Origin of the sequence: Achromobacter sp. 77 (assembly GCF_020541125.1) — a bacterium.
GTDB classification, from domain to species: domain Bacteria; phylum Pseudomonadota; class Gammaproteobacteria; order Burkholderiales; family Burkholderiaceae_B; genus Achromobacter; species Achromobacter mucicolens.
Window position 1 is genome coordinate 535456 of sequence record NZ_CP059848.1, and the last position, 17611, is coordinate 553066.

The 17611-nt window shown below is 67.9% G+C and carries 12 protein-coding genes; 5 read left to right on the plus strand and 7 right to left on the minus strand.

Translation table 11 applies throughout. The annotated features are described in order from the left end of the window. Positions 1-5: 5 nt before the first annotated feature. The 3 genes from H4P35_RS02425 to H4P35_RS02435 are packed head-to-tail and all read left to right on the plus strand — an operon-like array spanning position 6 to position 7785. Positions 6-3104: an MdtB/MuxB family multidrug efflux RND transporter permease subunit gene (locus H4P35_RS02425; protein ID WP_217619017.1), complete on the plus strand. Its 3099-nt coding sequence runs from the start codon at positions 6-8 to the stop codon at positions 3102-3104. Next, on the plus strand, positions 3101-6214 hold the full coding sequence (locus H4P35_RS02430; protein WP_226847930.1) for a multidrug efflux RND transporter permease subunit: 3114 nt from the start codon (positions 3101-3103) through the stop codon (positions 6212-6214). Before H4P35_RS02425 ends, H4P35_RS02430 begins: the two co-directional genes overlap by 4 nt. Continuing rightward, entirely contained in the window at positions 6211-7785 is a 1575-nt protein-coding gene (locus tag H4P35_RS02435) for an efflux transporter outer membrane subunit (protein WP_226847932.1), read from the plus strand. Before H4P35_RS02430 ends, H4P35_RS02435 begins: the two co-directional genes overlap by 4 nt. An 11-nt stretch (positions 7786-7796) precedes the next feature. On the opposite strand, the gene H4P35_RS02440 is transcribed toward H4P35_RS02435, so the two are convergent. From H4P35_RS02440 to H4P35_RS02470, 7 genes are all read right to left on the minus strand, one after another. Further along, positions 7797-9215 carry an amidase gene (locus H4P35_RS02440; protein ID WP_226847934.1) on the minus strand — a complete coding sequence of 473 codons (1419 nt, stop codon included), beginning with the start codon at positions 9213-9215 and terminating at the stop codon, positions 7797-7799. 199 nt (positions 9216-9414) lie between these two features. Continuing rightward, the gene (locus tag H4P35_RS02445; protein ID WP_226847935.1) at positions 9415-10377 is read right to left on the minus strand and encodes a Nudix family hydrolase; all 963 of its coding nucleotides are present in this window, start codon (positions 10375-10377) and stop codon (positions 9415-9417) included. Then, complete coding sequence (locus tag H4P35_RS02450) at positions 10370-11236, minus strand: ATP-binding protein (protein ID WP_056327484.1); 867 nt, start codon at positions 11234-11236, stop codon at positions 10370-10372. Before H4P35_RS02450 ends, H4P35_RS02445 begins: the two co-directional genes overlap by 8 nt. 6 nt (positions 11237-11242) lie before the next feature. After that, positions 11243-12469, minus strand: coding sequence for a bifunctional glutamate N-acetyltransferase/amino-acid acetyltransferase ArgJ (argJ, locus tag H4P35_RS02455; protein ID WP_226847936.1), 1227 nt, complete (start codon positions 12467-12469; stop codon positions 11243-11245). Positions 12470-12603: 134 nt separating this feature from the next. Beyond that, positions 12604-13644 (minus strand): hypothetical protein, encoded by a 1041-nt coding sequence (locus H4P35_RS02460; protein WP_226847938.1) that lies wholly within the window; start codon positions 13642-13644, stop codon positions 12604-12606. 50 nt (positions 13645-13694) lie between these two features. Further along, entirely contained in the window at positions 13695-14189 is a 495-nt protein-coding gene (locus H4P35_RS02465) for a MarR family winged helix-turn-helix transcriptional regulator (protein WP_056327479.1), read from the minus strand. A gap of 11 nt (positions 14190-14200) precedes the next feature. After that, complete coding sequence (locus tag H4P35_RS02470; protein ID WP_226847940.1) at positions 14201-15103, minus strand: alpha/beta hydrolase; 903 nt, start codon at positions 15101-15103, stop codon at positions 14201-14203. 236 nt (positions 15104-15339) lie between these two features. On the opposite strand from H4P35_RS02470, the gene H4P35_RS02475 reads away from it, so the two are divergent. Continuing rightward, a complete protein-coding gene (locus H4P35_RS02475) occupies positions 15340-16506 on the plus strand; it encodes an ABC transporter substrate-binding protein (RefSeq protein ID WP_217619012.1) in 1167 nt (388 codons plus the stop codon). Positions 16507-16689: 183 nt separating this feature from the next. Next, entirely contained in the window at positions 16690-17610 is a 921-nt protein-coding gene (locus H4P35_RS02480) for a branched-chain amino acid ABC transporter permease (protein ID WP_056327617.1), read from the plus strand. Position 17611: the final 1 nt, after the last annotated feature.

Consider the following 17611-nt stretch of genomic DNA (forward strand, 5'->3'; position numbering starts at 1 on the left):
AAGCCGTGAGCCCGTCGCGCCTATTCATCCTGCGCCCCGTGGCCACCACCCTGTCGATGGTGGCCATCCTGATCGCGGGCCTCATCGCCTACCGCTTCCTGCCCGTCTCGGCGCTGCCCGAGGTCGACTACCCCACGATCCAGGTCGTGACGCTGTACCCCGGGGCCAGCCCCGACGTCATGACCTCGCTGGTCACCTCGCCACTGGAGCGGCAATTCGGCCAGATGCCCGGCCTGAACCAGATGTCGTCCACCAGTTCGGGCGGCGCCTCGGTCATCACGCTGCAATTCAATCTGACGCTGCCGCTGGACGTGGCCGAGCAGCAGGTGCAGGCGGCCATCAATGCCGCCTCGAACCTGCTCCCTTCCGACCTGCCGGTGCCGCCCACCTACAACAAGGTCAATCCCGCGGACGCGGCCGTGCTGACGCTGGCGATCACGTCTCCCACCATGCCGCTGCCGCAGGTGCGCGACCTGGTCGATACGCGCGTGGCGCAGAAGCTGTCGCAGATTCCCGGCGTGGGCCTGGTCAGCGTGGCGGGCGGGCAGCGGCCCGCGGTGCGCGTCCAGGTGAACCCGCAGGCGCTGGCGGCCAACGGCCTGTCGCTGACCGACCTGCGCACCGCGATCGTCGGCGCCAACGTCAATCAGCCCAAGGGCAACCTGGACGGCCCGCAGCGCTCCACCACCATCAACGCCAACGACCAGCTCAAGTCGCCCACCGACTACAACAGCCTGATCATCGCGTACAAGAACGGCGCGCCGCTGCGGCTGGCCGACGTGGCGCGCGCGGTCGAGGGGGCCGAGGACACGCGCCAGGCCGCATGGGCCGGCGACAAGCCCGCCATCCTGCTGAACATCCAGCGCCAGCCCGGCGCCAACGTGATCGACGTGGTCGACCGCATCCAGGCGCTGATGCCGCAGCTGCGCGCCGCGCTGCCCGCCACGTTGGACGTGACGGTGGTGTCGGACCGCACGCAGACCATCCGCGACTCGGTCGCCGACGTGCAGTTTGAAATGCTGCTGGCCGTGGGGCTGGTGGTCATGGTCACGTTCGTGTTCCTGCGCAGCCTGACGGCCACGCTGATTCCCAGCGTCGTCGTGCCGCTGTCGCTGGTGGGCACGTTCGGCATCATGTATCTGTCCGGGTTCTCCATCAACAACCTGACGCTGATGGCGCTGACCATCGCCACGGGCTTCGTGGTGGACGACGCGATCGTGATGATCGAGAACATCGCCCGCCATATCGAGGAAGGCGAAAAGCCGATGCAGGCCGCGCTGAAAGGCGCGTCGCAGATCGGCTTCACGCTGATCTCGCTGACCCTGTCGCTGATCGCCGTGCTGATCCCGCTGCTCTTCATGACCGAAGTCGTGGGCCGGCTGTTCCGCGAATTCGCGATCACGCTGGCGGTGGCCATCCTGATTTCGCTGTTGGTGTCGCTGACGCTCACGCCCATGATGTGCGCGCGCCTCTTGCGTTCGGAATCCGAAACGAAGCATGGGCGCTTTCATCGGGCCACGGGCGCGTTCATCGACCGCGTCATCGCCGCATACGACCGCATGCTGCAGGTGGTGCTGCGCCACCAGACGCTGACGCTGGTGGTGGCGGTGGCCACTTTTGCGCTGACCGTGCTGCTGTACATGGTGGTGCCCAAGGGGTTCTTTCCGCAGCAGGACACCGGCCTCATCCAGGCCATCACGCAGGCGCCGCAGTCCATTTCGTTTGCCGCCATGTCCGAGCGCCAGCAGGCCGCCGCCCGCCTGGTGCTGCAGGATCCCGACGTGGCCGCCGTGTCGTCCTTCATCGGCGTGGACGGCAGCAATGCCACGCTCAGCGCCGGCCGCATGCAGATTTCGCTCAAGCCCCAGGCCGAGCGCACCGGCGATCTGCGCGCGGTGATGGCGCGCCTGCAGGAAAACCTGAACAAGCAGGACGGCCTGACCGTCTACATGCAGCCGGTGCAGGACCTGACCATCGAAGACCGCGTCAGCCGCACGCAGTATCAGATGACGCTGTCCAATCCCGACCTGAAGGTGCTGAGCGAGTGGACGCCCAAGCTGGTCGACCGCCTGCGCGCCGTGCCCGGCCTGATGGATGTGGCCGACGACCTGCAGGACGACGGCTTGCAGACCTGGGTGGAAATCGACCGCGACGCCGCCTCGCGCCTGGGCATCACCGCCGCCATCATCGACGAGGCGCTGTACAACGCCTTTGGCCAGCGGCTGATCTCCACGATCTTCACGCAGTCCAACCAGTACCGCGTGGTGCTCGAGGTGCTGCCTCAGTTCCAGATGTCGCCCAGCGCGCTCGGGCAGATTCACGTGCCCACGTCCTCGGGTGCGCAGGTGCCGCTGTCGTCGGTCGCGCACATCAGCGAAGGCAGAACGGTGCTGGCCGTGAACCGGCTCGACCAGTTCCCGATGGTGACGGTGTCGTTCAACCTGGCGCCGGGCGCCTCGCTGTCCGACGCGGTCGAGAACATCAAGGCGGCCGAAGCCGAGATCGGCATGCCGGCCGGTGTCGAGACCCGCTTCCAGGGCGCGGCGCTGGCGTTCCAGAATTCGCTGTCCAGCACGCTGTGGCTGATCCTGGCGGCCGTGGTCACGATGTACATCGTGCTTGGCGTCCTGTACGAAAGCTACATCCATCCCATCACCATCCTGTCCACGCTGCCGTCGGCGGGCGTGGGGGCGCTGCTGGCGCTGCTCATCAGCGGCACCGAGCTGGACATGATCGGCATCATCGGGATCATCCTGCTGATCGGCATCGTCAAGAAAAACGCGATCATGATGATCGACTTCGCGCTGGATGCCGAACGCAAGCGCGGACTGTCGCCGCGCGAGGCCATCCACGAGGCCGCGCTGCTGCGCTTTCGTCCCATCCTGATGACCACGCTGGCGGCGCTGTTCGGCGCCTTGCCGCTGATGCTGTCGACGGGCACGGGCGCTGAATTGCGCCAGCCGCTCGGTTTGGTCATGGTCGGCGGCCTGCTGCTGTCGCAGGTGCTGACGCTGTTCACCACGCCCGTCATCTATCTGATGTTCGATCGCATGTCGCGCCGCTGGCGCGGCGCGGGCGCGCAATCGGCCGGAGCCGCCCGATGATCCTGTCGGCGCCCTTCATCGTCCGGCCGGTGGCGACCACGCTGCTGAGCCTGGCGGTCGTGCTGGCCGGCATGCTTGCGTTCTTCCTCTTGCCGGTCGCGCCCTTGCCGCAGGTGGACATTCCGACCATTTCGGTGTCGGCCAGCCTGCCAGGCGCCAGTCCTGAGACCATGGCCTCCAGCGTCGCCACGCCGCTGGAGCGGTCGCTGGGCAGCATCGCGGGGGTCACCGAAATGACCTCGCGCAGCTCGCAGGGCTCTACCCGCATCACGTTGCAGTTCGACCTGTCGCGCGACATCAACGGCGCCGCGCGCGACGTGCAGGCCGCCATCAACGCGGCGCGGTCACTGCTGCCCACGGGGCTGCGCAGCAATCCCACGTATCACAAGTCCAATCCGTCGGACGCGCCCATCCTGACGCTGGCGCTGACTTCCGACACGCTCAGCCAGGGCCAGCTCTACGATCTGGCGTCCACCATCGTGGCGCAGAAACTGGCCCAGGTGGACGGGGTGGGCGAGGTCACGGTGGGCGGCAGCTCGCTGCCGGCCGTGCGCGTGACCGTGCTGCCCGGGGCGCTGGCTAATCAGGGCGTGTCGCTGGACGAATTGCGCGCCACGCTGGCCAACGCCAACGCCAACCGGCCCAAGGGCGTGCTGGAAAACGACCGCTACCACTGGCAGATCATGGTCAGCGACCAGCTCAGCCGCGCCGAGGAATACCGGCCGCTGATCGTGGCCTGGCGCGATGGCCGGCCGGTGCGCGTGTCCGACGTGGCCCGCGTCGAGGATTCGGTCGAAGACCTTTACCAGACCGGCTTCTACAACGATCGCAACGCCATCCTGATGATCGTGCGGCGGCAGGCCGACGCCAACATCATCGAAGCCGTGGACGCCGTGCGCGCCCAGCTTCCCGTGTTGCAGGCGCTGATGCCCGCCGACGTCAACATGCGGGTCGCGCAGGACCGCACGCCCAGCATCCGGGCGTCGCTGCACGAGGCCGAGCTGACGCTCATCATCGCCGTGGGCCTGGTGGTGCTGGTGGTGCTGCTGTTCCTGCGGCGCTGGCGGGCGGCGATCATTCCCAGCGTGGCGGTGCCGGTGTCGCTGATCGGCACGTTCTGCATCATGTACCTGTGCGGCTACACGCTGAACACCATTTCGCTGATGGCATTGATCGTCGCGACCGGCTTTGTCGTGGACGACGCGATCGTGGTGCTCGAGAACATCATGCGTCATGTCGAACGCGGCATGTCGCCAATGCGCGCCGCGCTGCGCGGCTCGCGCGAAGTCGGTTTCACGGTGCTGTCGATGAGCCTGTCGCTGGTGGCGGTGTTCATCCCCATCCTGCTGATGGGCGGCGTGGTCGGGCGCCTGTTCCGCGAATTCGCGGTCACCTTGTCGGCGTCGATCCTGGTGTCGCTGGTGGTGTCGCTGACGCTCACGCCCATGATGTGCGCGCGCCTGCTGCGGCCCGAACCCAAGGAACAGAAGCCGCCGGGCCGGCTGGCCCGCTGGTCCGAACGCGCCTTCGAATCGATGCAGAACGGCTATCGCGTGTCGCTCGGCTGGGCGCTGGCGCACGGCCGGCTGATGATGCTGACGCTGGCGATCGCCGTGGGCCTGAACGTCTATCTGTATACGGTCGTGCCCAAGGGGTTTTTTCCGCAGCAGGACACGGGCCAGCTGCTGGGCTTTTTCCGGGTGGACCAGGGCACGTCGTTCCAGGCCACGCTGCCCAAGCTGGAGGCGCTGCGCAAGGTGGTGCTGGCCGATCCGGCCGTGCAAAGCATGACCGGCTACGCCGGCGGGCGTGGCGGCAGCAACAGCAGCTTCATGCAGATCCAGTTAAAGCCGCTGGACGAGCGCAAGGTCTCTGCCGACGTGGTCATCAACCGCCTGCGCGCCAAGCTGCAGAACATGCCCGGAGCGCGCATGTTCCTGGTGTCGCAGCAGGATATCCGCATTGGCGGGCGCCAAAGCCAGGGTTCGTACGACTACACCCTGATGTCTGGCGACCTGCAGCTGCTGCGCACGTGGATGCCCAAGGTGCAGCAGGCGATGGCCAAGATTCCGGAGATCACCGATGTGGACGCCGACGTCGAGGACCGGGGCCGCGAGATCAACCTGGTCATTGACCGGGAAGCCGCGACGCGGCTGGGCATCAGCATGGCCACCATCTCCACGGTGCTGAACAATTCTTTCAGCCAGCGCCAGGTGTCGGTCATGTACGGGCCGCTCAACCAGTATCACGTGGTGCTGGGCGTGGACCCGAAGTTCGCGCAGGACATCGAGTCGCTGCGCCAGGTCGAAGTCATCACCGCGGATGGCGCGCGCGTGCCGCTGTCGGCGTTCACCAAGCTTGAAAACGCCAATGCACCGCTCAGCGTGAGTCACCAGGGGCTGTTCGTGGCGGACACCATCTCGTTCAGCCTTGCGCCTGGCGTGTCGCTGGGGCAGGCCACCACCGCGATCGACAACGCGGTGGCCCGCATCGGCCTGCCGTCCGACCAGATCCAGGCCGGCTTTCAGGGCACCGCCGCCGCGTTGCAGCAGACGCTGTCGCAACAGCCCTGGCTGATCCTGGCCGCGCTGGTCACCATGTACATCGTGCTGGGCATCCTGTACGAAAGCTTCGTCCACCCGCTCACCATCCTGTCCACGCTGCCGTCGGCGGGCCTGGGCGCGCTGCTTGCGCTGCTGCTGGTGCGCCATGACTTCACCTTGATCGCGTTGATCGGGGTGTTCCTGCTCATCGGCATCGTCAAGAAGAACGCCATCATGATGGTGGACTTTGCGCTGGACGCCGAGCGCCACCACGGCATGACGCCGCGCGACGCCATCTTCCAGGCCTGCCTGACGCGCTTCCGGCCCATCATGATGACCACGATGGCGGCCATCTTCGGCGCGCTGCCGTTGGTGCTGGCCACGGGCGCCGGCGTCGAGATGCGCCAGCCGCTGGGCATTACCATCGTGGGCGGCCTGGTGCTGAGCCAGATCCTCACGCTGTACACCACCCCGGTGGTCTATCTTTATCTGGATCGCTTCCGCCTGTGGGCCGCACGCCGGCGCGCGGGGCGGGCCGGCGCTTCCGCTTCCATCAAACACACATGATCCGTACCACGCCGTCTGCTTTCGCCTCATTTCCCCGCGCCGCGGTCACGCTTGCGCTGTGCGCGCTGCTGGGCGCGTGCGCGGTCGGGCCCGACTACCAGCGTCCGGCGCTCGACGTGGGCGCCGCCTACAAGGAAGGCCAGGTCGAGGTGCCCGGCTGGAAGCCCGCGCAACCGCGCGACGAGGCCGATCGCGGCGCGTGGTGGACGGTTTACGACGACACCACGCTGAACGGCCTGGTGGACCGGCTGAACACCTCGAACCAGACCATTGCGCAGGCCGAGGCCAACTATCGCCAGGCGCTTGGCCTGGTGCGCGGCGCGCGCTCGGGCTTTTTTCCGACCGTGGGCGCGGGGGCAGGCATGAGCCGCAGCGGCAACGGCGGGCAAAGCGGTTCGTCCACCGGTTCCGGCGGCAACGTATCCAACCAGTATTCGCTGACCGGCAGTGTCAGCTGGGAGCTTGACGTGTGGGGCCGCGTGCGCCGCAGCGTCGAGTCCTCGGAAGCCAGCGCCGCCGCCAGCCTGGCTGACCTGGGCGCGACCCGGCTGAGCGCGCAGGCCGCGCTGGTGCAGACCTATCTGCAATTGCGGGTGCTGGACGAGCAGAAGCGTCTGCTCGACGCCACCGTGGCCGCCTATGAGAAATCCCTGCAGCTTACGCAGAACCGCTATGAGGTCGGCGTGGCCGGCCAAGCCGACGTGGCGGTGGCGCGCACGCAGCTGGAAAGCACGCGCGCGCAGTCCATCGACCTGGACTGGCAGCGCGGCCAGTATGAGCACGCGATCGCCGTCCTGATGGGTCTGGCGCCGTCCCAGTTCAGTCTGCCGCCCGCCGTCTTCGCGCTGCGGCTGCCGCAGATTCCCGTGGGCCTGCCGTCCGAACTGCTCGAACGCCGGCCCGACGTGGCGGCCGCCGAACGCCGCGCCGCCGCCGCCAACGCGCAGATCGGCGTGGCGCAGGCCGCGTGGTTCCCCAGCCTGACCCTGTCGGCCGACGGCGGTTTCCGCAATGGCGAGTTTGCCGAGCTGCTGACGGCGCCCGCGCGCTTCTGGTCGCTGGGACCGGCGCTGGCCCTGACGATCTTCGACGGCGGCGCGCGCGAGGCCCAGGTCGAGCAGGCCCGTGCGTCGTACGACTCGCAGGCCGCGGCCTACCGGCAGGCGGCGTTGACCGGGCTGCGCGAGGTCGAGGATTACCTGATCCAGCTGCGGGTAATGGAGCAGGAGCAGATCGTGCAGCGGCGCGCGCTGGAATCCGCGCGGGAATCGCTGCGCCTGATCCAGAACCAGTACAAGGCGGGCCTGGTCGACTACCTGAGCGTGGCCGTGGTCGACGCCACCGCCCTCAACAGCGAGCGCAACGCCCTGAGCCTGCTTGGCAACCGGCTCGTGGCCAGCGTCAACCTGATCGTCGCGCTGGGCGGCGGCTGGGAAGGTCTGCCGCCCATGGAAACGGCGCGGGCGGACGCCGCGACCTCGCCTGCGGTGGCGCCTGCATCGGTGCCTGCGTCGCAAACCGCTGCGCCGCAAACGCCGGCGCAACAAACGCCGGCGGCGCCGTCGCGCTAGCCGCGGCTGCCCTACAAACCCACCGCCTTCAGATCCGGCCGCTGGCGGTGCCAGTCAGTGACCGCCTGAAATGCGATGCCAATCCGGCCCAGGACGGCCTCCGCGTTCGGCTTACCCAGCAACTGCACGCCCAGCGGCAGGCCGTCGCTGGTGAAGCCCGCGGGCAGCGCCAGTCCTGCGGCGTTGACGTAGTTGCCGGCGCGGGTAAACGACGCAAGCGGCGTCGCGGTTTCATCGACGTCGGCCAGCTGCCGCGCGCCGAACGGCACGCAAGGCGTCAGCACCGCGTCGAACTCCTGCATCCAGTCCAGCCAGTCGCGGCGCGCCTGCGCATGCGCCTGTAACGCGCCGATGTAGTCGGCCGCCGAGATTCCCTTGCCCGACAGCACGCGGGCGCGCACGTACTGGCCGATGGGCTGCGCCGTGTCCTCGATGTGGCCGCGGTGCAGCGCATACGCTTCCGCGGCGATGATCTGGCCGTTGCGTTGCATCATCTCGTGAAAATCGAAGGGCAGCGGCGTTTCCTGCACGTCGGCGCCCAGCGCGGCCAACACGCGGCGCGCGTCGTCCAGGGCTGACAGCGCATCGGCTTCCACGGCAATGGGGTGCTGTGCAACCGGCATCAGCGCGATCCGCTTGCCGCGCAGCGGTTGCGGCCCGGAGTAGGGCTCGTGGTAGTTGAAGGCGGGAATGCAAAACGTCAGGGGGTCATGGGTATCGGACCCGGCCATCAGCACGGTCAGCAGCATTGCGTCGCGCGTGTCGCGGGTCAGCGGGCCCAGGGTGTCCAGCGTGGGCGACAGCGCCACCGCGCCGTGCAGGCTGATTAGTCCGCGCGTGGTCTTCAGGCCGGTGATGCCATTGAGCGCCGCCGGAATCCGGACCGAGCCGCCCGTGTCCGACCCCAGCGCCGCGGGCGCCAGCCCGGCCGCGACGGCGACGCCGGACCCGCTGGACGAGCCGCCGGGCACCCGTGCGCGCTTCAGGTCCCACGGATTGCGGGGCGTGCCCATCACCGGATTGGTGCCCCAGCCGCCAAAGGCAAATTCGACCATGTGCGTCTTGCCCAGCACCACCATGCCCGCGTTCAGCAGCCGTGTCACCGCGGTGGCGGTGACGCCGCCGCGCCGTTCGCGCCAGGCCTCGGAGCCCGCCGTGGTGATCTGCCCCTGGATGTCGCACAAGTCCTTGATGGCCACGGGAATGCCGTCCAGGGCGCTGAGCATCCCATAGCCGGCTCGCCGGCGTGCGTCGGAGGCCTCGGCAAGCCGTAGCGCGCCTGCGCTGTCGACGCTGACGAATGCGCCCAACGCCGGGTTGGCCCGGTCGATCCGGTCCAGGAAGTGGCGCGTCACTTCCACGGCACTGTAGCGGCCCTTCGCCAGCCCGTCCGCCAGATCGCTCATCGTGGCAAATGCGATTTCAGACATGCGTTCCTTGATGTAATGCCGATTGCCTGCCGGGCCGCGCGTGGCGGCCAGGCCTCGGGATGTAGCGTGCAACGGCGCGCACGTTTGGTCTATGCGCGCTTTCCCGCCCGGGCGGAATGCAAAACGGCCCATGCGAATGGCATGGGCCGTTGGATTGCGCGCGCGGCGCGGCGGGGCGAGGCGCGAGCAACTCAAGCGGTCAGAGAATGCCGCGAATGCCGGCGATGCCATGCGCGCCGTGCCGCAAGGCTTGCGAGACCGTCTGGGTGGATTGTCCGCCCAGCGCAAACACCGGAATGCCCGCGTCGCGGTTGCCTTGCACGAAGCCATCCCAGCCCAGCGTCTGCGCGCCGGGATGGCTGGGCGTGTCCAGCACGGGACCCAGCACGGCAAAGTCCGCGCCCAGTTCGCGGGCGTGGACCACCTGCGCGTTGTCATGCGCGGACACGCCGACCAGCGCGTTGCGCGGCAATTCCGGACGAGCGGTCAGACGCAGCGCGTCGGCCGTGCGCAGGTGCACGCCGTCGGCTTCCTTCCACCAGGCGACGGGATGGATGCTGTTGACCAGCACGCGCGCGCCGGCTGCGCGGCAACGCTTGACCACCTGTTGCAGCACCTCGTGCAGCGAACTGGCGCCCACGCCGTCGGGCCATTGCGGTTCTCGGAACTGCACCAGCTTCACGCCGCGCGCCAGCGCCGCGTCCAGCCGGCCGAGGAACGGCGCGATGCCCGCGCGCGAGCCGATGCCGCTGATGCCATAGGTGGTGGGCAGCTGCAGCCAGCGCAGCGGCGGCAGGGTGGCGGGCAGCAGGTCGCCCACCGCGGCCGCGTTGGCCGGATCCACCCATTCCAGGCGCTGGTTTTCCAGGCTTTGCGGTTCGCCTTCCCAGCCGGTGACGTGGCAGAACGCCAGGCGCACCGTGGTGTGGGGATAGGCGTGCACATAGGTGACCCACGGGCGCGACTGCGTGACACGGATGCCGATTTCTTCTTGCAGTTCGCGCGCCAGCGCCTGCAGCACGGTCTCGCCGGGTTCGAGCTTGCCGCCGGGCAGTTCCCACCAGCCCGACCACGGCTTGCCCTCAGGGCGCTGGCCCAGAAGCAGCTTGCCGTCCGGACGCAGAATCAGGCCGGCGGCGACGTCGACGATCTTTTCAGACATGGCGGGCCGCCCAGTCGCGCGCGAACTGATAGGCCACGCGGCCCGAACGCGAGCCGCGCTCGATGGTCCATTGCAGGGCCTCGGTGCGCGACGGTTCGATGTGCTGTTCGGGGCAGCCCAGTTCGCGCAGCCAGTGGTACACGATGTCCAGGTAGTCGTCCTGCTTGAACGGGTAGAACGACAGCCACAGCCCGAAGCGCTCGGACAGCGAAATCTTTTCCTCGACGGTTTCGCCGGGGTGGATTTCGCCGTCGGGCTGGTGCTTGGCCTGCAGGTTCTCGCTCATGTATTCCGGCATCAGGTGGCGCCGGTTGGACGTGGCGTAGATCAGGACGTTGTCGCCCGAGGCCGACACCGAGCCGTCCAGCACCGATTTCAGCGCCTTGTAGCCGGCTTCGCCTTCCTCGAAGGACAGGTCGTCGCAGAACACGATGAAGCGTTCGGGCCGCGCCGCCACCAGTTCGACGATATCGGCCAGATCGCCGAGGTCGGACTTGTCGACTTCGATCAGCCGCAGGCCGCGGTCGCCGTAGGCGGCCAGCATGGCCTTGACCAGCGAGCTCTTGCCGGTGCCGCGCGCGCCGGTCATGAGCACGTTGTTGGCGGGCTTCTTTTCAAGGAACTGCAGCGTGTTTCGGTCGATGGTGGCCTTCTGGCGCTCGATGTGCTGCAGGTCCTGCATGTCGATGCGCGCCACGTGGCGCACGGCGTCCAGCCAGCCGCGCGCGCCGCGCTTGCGCCAGCGGAACGCGTGGGCCGACCAGTCGATCTCGGGCGGGGCCGGAGGCAGGAAGGCCTCCAGCTGCGCCAGCACGCGTTCGGCGCGCTGGATCAGGGTGGTGAACTCGTTTGCCGTCATGGTCGATCAGGAGCGGTAGTCGGCGTTGATCGACACGTACTCGTGCGAGAAGTCGCAGGTGTAGACGGTGTCGCTGACTTGGCCTCGGCCCAGCGCGATGCGCACCGAGATTTCGGCCTGCTTCATGACGCGCTGGCCGTCGGCTTCCTGGTAGTCGGGGTTGCGGCCGCCGTTCTTGGCAACCAGCACGTCGTCCAGCCACAGGCGGATGTTGGAGACATCCAGGTCGTCGATGCCGGCGTAGCCGACGGCGGCCAGGATGCGGCCCAGGTTGGGGTCCGACGCGAAGAACGCGGTCTTGACCAGCGGCGAATGCGCCACGGCGTAGGCGACCTTCAGGGCTTCCTCGGTGGTGCCGGCTTCTTCGACGCGGATCGTCATGAACTTGGTGGCGCCTTCGGCGTCGCGCACGATCTTGGTGGCCAGATCAAGGGCGGCGGCAGTCAGGGCCTCGCGCACGGCGGCGTAGGCGGCGTCGGACTCGCTGTTGACGTTGACACCCGACTTGCCGGTGGCGGCGATGATGAAGGAGTCATTGGTGGAGGTGTCGCCGTCGACCGTGATGCGGTTGAACGAGGCGTCGGCGATTTCCACGGCCAGCTTGCGCAGGAGCGGCTGGGCGATGCCGGCGTCGGTGGCCAGGAAGCTGAGCATGGTGGCCATGTTGGGACGGATCATGCCGGCGCCCTTGCTGATGCCGGTGAAGGTGACCGTCTTGCCGTCGATCTGCACCTTGGCGGACGAAATCTTGGGCAGGGTGTCCGTGGTCATGATGCCGTGGGCGGCGCTGGACCAGTGGTCGGCGGCCAGGTCGGCGATGGCGGCGGGCAGCCCGGCGACCAGGCGGTCCAGGGGCAGGGGTTCCAGGATGACGCCGGTGGAGAACGGCAGGATCTGCGAGGCGGGCACGCCCAGCAGCTTGCCCAGCGCGTCGCAGGTGTCCTTGGCTTTTTTCAGGCCTTCTTCGCCGGTGCCGGCGTTGGCGTTGCCCGTATTGATGACCAGGGCGCTGATCGGGCCGCCGCCGGCCAGGTGGGCCTGGCAGACCTGCACCGGGGCGGCGCAAAAGCGGTTGCGGGTGAAGACGCCCGCCACGCTGGTGCCTTCGGCCAGGCGGAACACCGTCAGGTCGCGCCGGTTGGCCTTGCGGATGCCAGCCTCGGTGACGCCGATTTCTACGCCGGCAACAGGGAAAATTTCGGACTCGGAGGGGATCTGCAGATTAACGGCCATGACTTCGTCTCTTGGAGTGAGCGGGACGGAACCGCCGCCAGGCACGGCGGCGTGCGGGAAAGCTTCGTATTATCCCACCGGATCCGGGGGCGGTGTCCGGCCCCCTCGGCAACCCGAGGGGCGGGGCGACCGCGTCAGGGACCGATGCGCATGGCGGCCACGTCCAGCACACCGGCTTCGCGGTTGCTCAGCACGCTGCGCACGGTGCCGTCGGGCGCCTGCAGCACCGACTTGCCCGCGGGGACGTCTTCGCCGCCGGCCCGGCGCGCCGAGCGCCCGCGCGAGGGCGAGAACAGCAGGTCGCCCGGCTGCGCGCCCTGCAGGCGCGGGTTGGCGGCCAGCACGCGCGTGCCCGGCGGGTAAGTCATCTCGCCCAGCACGGTGTCGCGCGCCGCCAGGCCTTCGAAGCCCAGCATCCGGCGCTGCGCGTCCAGTTGCAGGTCCACCTTCAGCAAGGGAATCCTGGCCACGGTCAGGGAATCGCTGCCCTCGGTGCGCAGCAGCCAGCGCGGGCCGGACCCGCTCTTGTCCAGCGGCGTGCCGCGCAGGGCGGGGTCGACCTTGAGCCAGGCGCCCGCAGGCACGGGCTGCTGGTCAAGCGTGTTGCCGATGGCCAGGTGGCAGCTGGAGAACTGCGGATGCCCGCCATGCACGACGAATTCGATGCGGTGGCCGTGGGCGCACAGCCAGCCCTCCAGCGCCTGGTCGCGCGCGATTTCGGCGGAGAGCGTTTCGGGTTGCTTGCTGGTCGCGGGGTAGCGGAACAGCTGGGTCGCCGCCACGCCCAGGATCTCGGCGGGATGGGCTTCGGGAAAGGTGGCGCGGTCAAACGAGGCCAGGTCGCCCGGCGTGGCCAGCCGCAGGGTGGTGCCGGCGGGCATCTGCACCCCGGCCAGTTGCGTGGGCTGGGCCAGCACGGTCTTGCGCGCGTCGTCGGCCTGCGCATCGCGCTGGGCCACGAACCACTGGCTGAACTGCTGGTACGGAAAGATGGCGCCGACGACCGCCAGCAAGGTCATGAGCACGGTGCCGGCGCGCCGGTGGACGGCCAGCCATTCGCGCGCGCCGCGCGAGGTGGCCAGGACGGCGAGCCAGGTCAGCAACGTGGACAGGCAGGCCAGCGAGGCCGCCATCAACACGTAGAAATTACCGCCAGGAAGAGATACCGGAATCATGGCGGCAATTATGCGCCAATCCGGCCCCCGGATCCGGCGCGCAAGAACGCTTAATCGCGGTTGGCCGCCGAGCGGGTGGCCACCACCTGCAGCTTCAGTTCACCCAGCGCCTGGAACAACGCGTTGCGGCTGGATTCGGGCAGGTCGGCGAACATGGATTTGACCCAGTTTTCGTGGGCCCGCGCCATGCGCGAGAAGCTCTTCTTGCCTTGCGGGGTCAGCTTGATGAGCGAGCTGCGGCGGTCCGATTCAACCTTGGTCCGCACCACCAGCCCTTCCTTTTCGAGCTGGTCGGTGATGCCCGTGATATTGCCGTTGGTCACCATCATGTGACGCGAGAGCTCGCCCATCTTCATGCCCTTGGGCGCGCGCTGCAATTGCGCCATCAGGTCGAAGCGGGGCAGGGTGGTGTCGAATTCGTTGCGCAGGCGGCTGCGGATCTCTCCTTCGATGAGATTGGCGCAGGTCAGCATGCGCAGCCACAGGCGCAGCGCGTGATGGTCGTCGGGCGCGGCGCGGGATTCCAGGTCGGGAGTGTCGGTCATGGCTCGGAAGATTACCGGGAATGCGGTGGTGAGGAGGGCGCCAGACCCATCTGTTCGAAGATGGCTTGGGTCAGCGGGCTGTTCGGATCGTTGAGCGTCAGGACGATATCAAAGTGATTGGTGCCCGGCATCGGGACATACCTGCCGGGAAACCCGCGTTCGCGCCAGGCGGCCAGGTAATCATTGCTCTGGCGCTTGAATTCGTCGGTTTCGGATTCGCCGTAGCTGACCACCAGCGGGCAGCCCGCCTGCGGCAGCTGCAGCGCGGGGCTGTTGCGGATGGCGTCAGCCTCGCTCATGCGCATCCATTCGTTGATGTGCGTGTGCACCAGCGGGCGCAGGTCGAACAGGCCCGACAGGGGTGCGGCGCCCCGGACCACGCTGGGCGGCACGTCGTAACTGGCGTGCCAGCCGCTGGCCAGCAGCGCGCCGACCAGGTGGCCGCCGGCCGAGCTGCCGCAGATGTGAATGCGCGCCGGGTCGCCGCCGTACTGGGCGATATGGCGATGGATCCAGGCCAGCGCGCGCCGGTTCTGGTCGACGATGCGGTCCAGCGTCACGGCCGGGGCCAGCGAATAGTTCACCGCCACGACCACCGCGCCCGCCCGGGTGAACGCGGGCGCCATGTTGCTGGACTCGTTCTTGGACAACAGGCGCCAGTAGCCGCCGTGGATGAACACGAAGACGGGCGCGCCGGGTTTGCCGGGCGCGGCGCCGGCGGCTGGAAATATGTCCAGCAATTCGTCGGGATGATCGCCAAAAGGCACGTCCAGCGCGCAGTCCAGCGTGCGCCGGGCAGTGGCGCTGTCCTCGGCGTATTTCTTGAGTATCGGCTGGATGTCGGGTACTGTCGCGCGAGCGTTGTACTGGACGTCCAGCTGAGCGCGATCGTAGTTGCGGTAGAGGGTGTCCATGGCGGCAGGTGGTAAAAACCCTAGACTTGTTTTGCCGAATACTTTAAACCTAAACTATGAACCACGCCAGTTTTCCCTGTGCTGCTTGAGGGGATTGCGGCGTGGCAGGCATACCGCCTGTCGGCACGGCCTGACGGCGGCGACCATCGCGCCGGCGGGCCGGGCACAGAAGTCTTTCGCATCGCACCTTCAAAAAGAACACCCTCTGCGCGGGCTCGCGCACGGAGCACACCACCATGCGTTTGATCACTTCCTTCCTGGCTGCCGCCGCCCTGGTCCCCGCCATGGCCTACGCCGACACCGTCAAGGTCGGCATCGCCAACGACATCTCGGGCCCGTTCTCGGCGCTGGGCGCCGAGGCCCGCGACGGCTTCAATCTGGCCATCAAGCAACTGGGCGGCAAGTTGGGCGGACAGCCCGCGGAATTCCTGCAAACCGACATGGGCGGCAATCCGGACCAGGCCCGCCAGCTCGTCACGCGCTACATCCAGCGCGAAAAGGTCGACTTCTTCACGGGTCCCATCGGCTCGAACGTGGCGCTGGCCGTCGGCCCCGCGCTGTTCGCCGCCAAGATCCCCTACCTGTCCAACAACCCCGGCCCCAGCCAGTTCGCCGGCGCGCAGTGCAACAACTACTGGTTCGGCACGTCGTACCAGAACGACGCGTTCCACGAGGCGGCCGGCAAGGTCGCGGCGGACCGCGGCTTCAAGAAGATGTTCATCATGGCCCCGGACTACCCGGCCGGCAAGGATGCGCTGACCGGCTTCAAGCGCGGCTACAAGACCGCTCCGGGCGACGAGGTCTACACCAAGCTCGGCCAGATCGACTACGCCGCCGAGATCGCGCAGATCCGCGCCGCCAAGCCGGACGCCGTCTACATCTTCCTGCCGGGCGGCATGGGCATCAACTTCGTCAAGCAGTTCGTCTCGGCCGGCCTGTCCCAGAACGTCAAGCTGATCGGCCCGGGCTTTTCGGCCGACGAGGACGTGATCCAGGCGGTGGGCGACCCCATGCTGGGCATGTACAACACGGCGCAATGGGCGCATGACCTGGACGTGCCGCAGAACAAGGCCTTCGTCGACGCCTTCCGCAAGGAATACAACGGCCGCTACCCCTCGGTCTACGCGGCCCAGGCGTATGACGTCATCATGGCCATGGACGCCGCCGTCAAGCAGGCCGGCGGCAAGGCCACCGACCGGGAAGCCATCGTGAAGGCGCTGGAAAAGGCCGACTACCCCTCGGTGCGCGGCAGCTTCACCTACGGCAAGAACCACTACCCGATCCAGGCGTACTACCTGCGCGTCGTCGACAAGGACGGCAGCGGCCGCATCACCAACAAGCTGGTGGGCAAGGTGTTCGACAAGTACCAGGACGTCTACGTCGGCGACTGCAAAAAGATGTGACCCCCCCCGAAGCGCTGCGCGCTTCCCCCCAGGGGGCGTCGCAGCGGACCGGCAAAGCCGGATCCGCGCGACCCCGCTTGGGGGCGGCGGCGTGCGCGGGGGTGATGCGCGGCTGATGCAGATTGAGATGGATTTGGTGATCGGCGCTTGCCTTCGGCGGCGCGCGGCAAGGGGGAAGTTTTCATGACGTTTACGCTGATCGTCGAGCAATTGCTGAACGGTCTGCAGTTTGGGTTGATGTTGTTTCTGATTGCGGCCGGGCTGACCCTGGTGTTCGGGATCATGGACATCATGAATCTGGCTCACGGCTCGCTCTACATGGCTGGCGCCTATGTCGCCGCCGAAACCATGCAACGCACCGGCTCGTTCACCGCCGCGGTCCTCGTGGCGGCGGTCGCCACCGGCATCGTCGGCATCGTGCTGGAACTGTCGCTCATCCGCCGCCTGGCGCTGCGCGACCACCTTGCGCAGGTGCTGGGCACCTACGCCGTCATCCTCATCGCCAATGACCTGGTCAAGATGATCTGGGGCCCGGCGCCGGTCATGCTGAACATGCCCGCGATGCTGTCCGGTCCCGTGCGCCTCTTGCCTGACCTGCTGTATCCCGCCTACCGCCTGATGATCATCGTCTTCGGCGTCGCTGCGGCTGCCGGGCTGTACTGGTTCGTGACGCGGACCCGCGCCGGCGTGCTGGTCCGGGCCGGCGCCTCCAACCGCCAGATGGCCACCCTGATGGGCGTGCGCGTGCCGCTGCTGTTCCTGGGCGTGTTCGTGCTGGGCGCCATGCTGGCCGCGGTGGCCGGCGCGCTGCTGGGCCCGATCACCTCGGTGCAGGTGGGCATGGGCGAAGAGATCCTGATCCTGGTGCTGGTGTGCATCGTCATCGGCGGCATCGGCTCGATCCGGGGCGCTTTCGTGGGCGCGCTGCTGGTCGGCATGGTCGACACCGCCGGCCGGGCGTTTCTGCCGATGCTGTTGCGCCAGGTGTTTTCTCCGGCCGTGGCCTCCAGCGTCGGTCCGACGCTCGCGGCCATCGCCATTTATGTATTGATGGCGGCAGTGCTGGTGTTCCGGCCCTCTGGCCTCTTTCCGGCGCGGGGCTGAC

Coding starts and splice junctions, on each gene's coding strand:
- H4P35_RS02430 (WP_226847930.1), top strand. CDS start 3,101: ATGATCCTGTCGGCGCCCTTCATCGTCCGGCCGGTGGCGACCACGCTG.
- H4P35_RS02435 (WP_226847932.1), top strand. CDS start 6,211: ATGATCCGTACCACGCCGTCTGCTTTCGCCTCATTTCCCCGCGCCGCG.
- H4P35_RS02440 (WP_226847934.1), bottom strand. CDS start 9,215: ATGTCTGAAATCGCATTTGCCACGATGAGCGATCTGGCGGACGGGCTG.
- H4P35_RS02445 (WP_226847935.1), bottom strand. CDS start 10,377: ATGTCTGAAAAGATCGTCGACGTCGCCGCCGGCCTGATTCTGCGTCCG.
- H4P35_RS02450 (WP_056327484.1), bottom strand. CDS start 11,236: ATGACGGCAAACGAGTTCACCACCCTGATCCAGCGCGCCGAACGCGTG.
- argJ (WP_226847936.1), bottom strand. CDS start 12,469: ATGGCCGTTAATCTGCAGATCCCCTCCGAGTCCGAAATTTTCCCTGTT.
- H4P35_RS02460 (WP_226847938.1), bottom strand. CDS start 13,644: ATGATTCCGGTATCTCTTCCTGGCGGTAATTTCTACGTGTTGATGGCG.
- H4P35_RS02465 (WP_056327479.1), bottom strand. CDS start 14,189: ATGACCGACACTCCCGACCTGGAATCCCGCGCCGCGCCCGACGACCAT.
- H4P35_RS02470 (WP_226847940.1), bottom strand. CDS start 15,103: ATGGACACCCTCTACCGCAACTACGATCGCGCTCAGCTGGACGTCCAG.
- H4P35_RS02475 (WP_217619012.1), top strand. CDS start 15,340: ATGCGTTTGATCACTTCCTTCCTGGCTGCCGCCGCCCTGGTCCCCGCC.
- H4P35_RS02480 (WP_056327617.1), top strand. CDS start 16,690: ATGACGTTTACGCTGATCGTCGAGCAATTGCTGAACGGTCTGCAGTTT.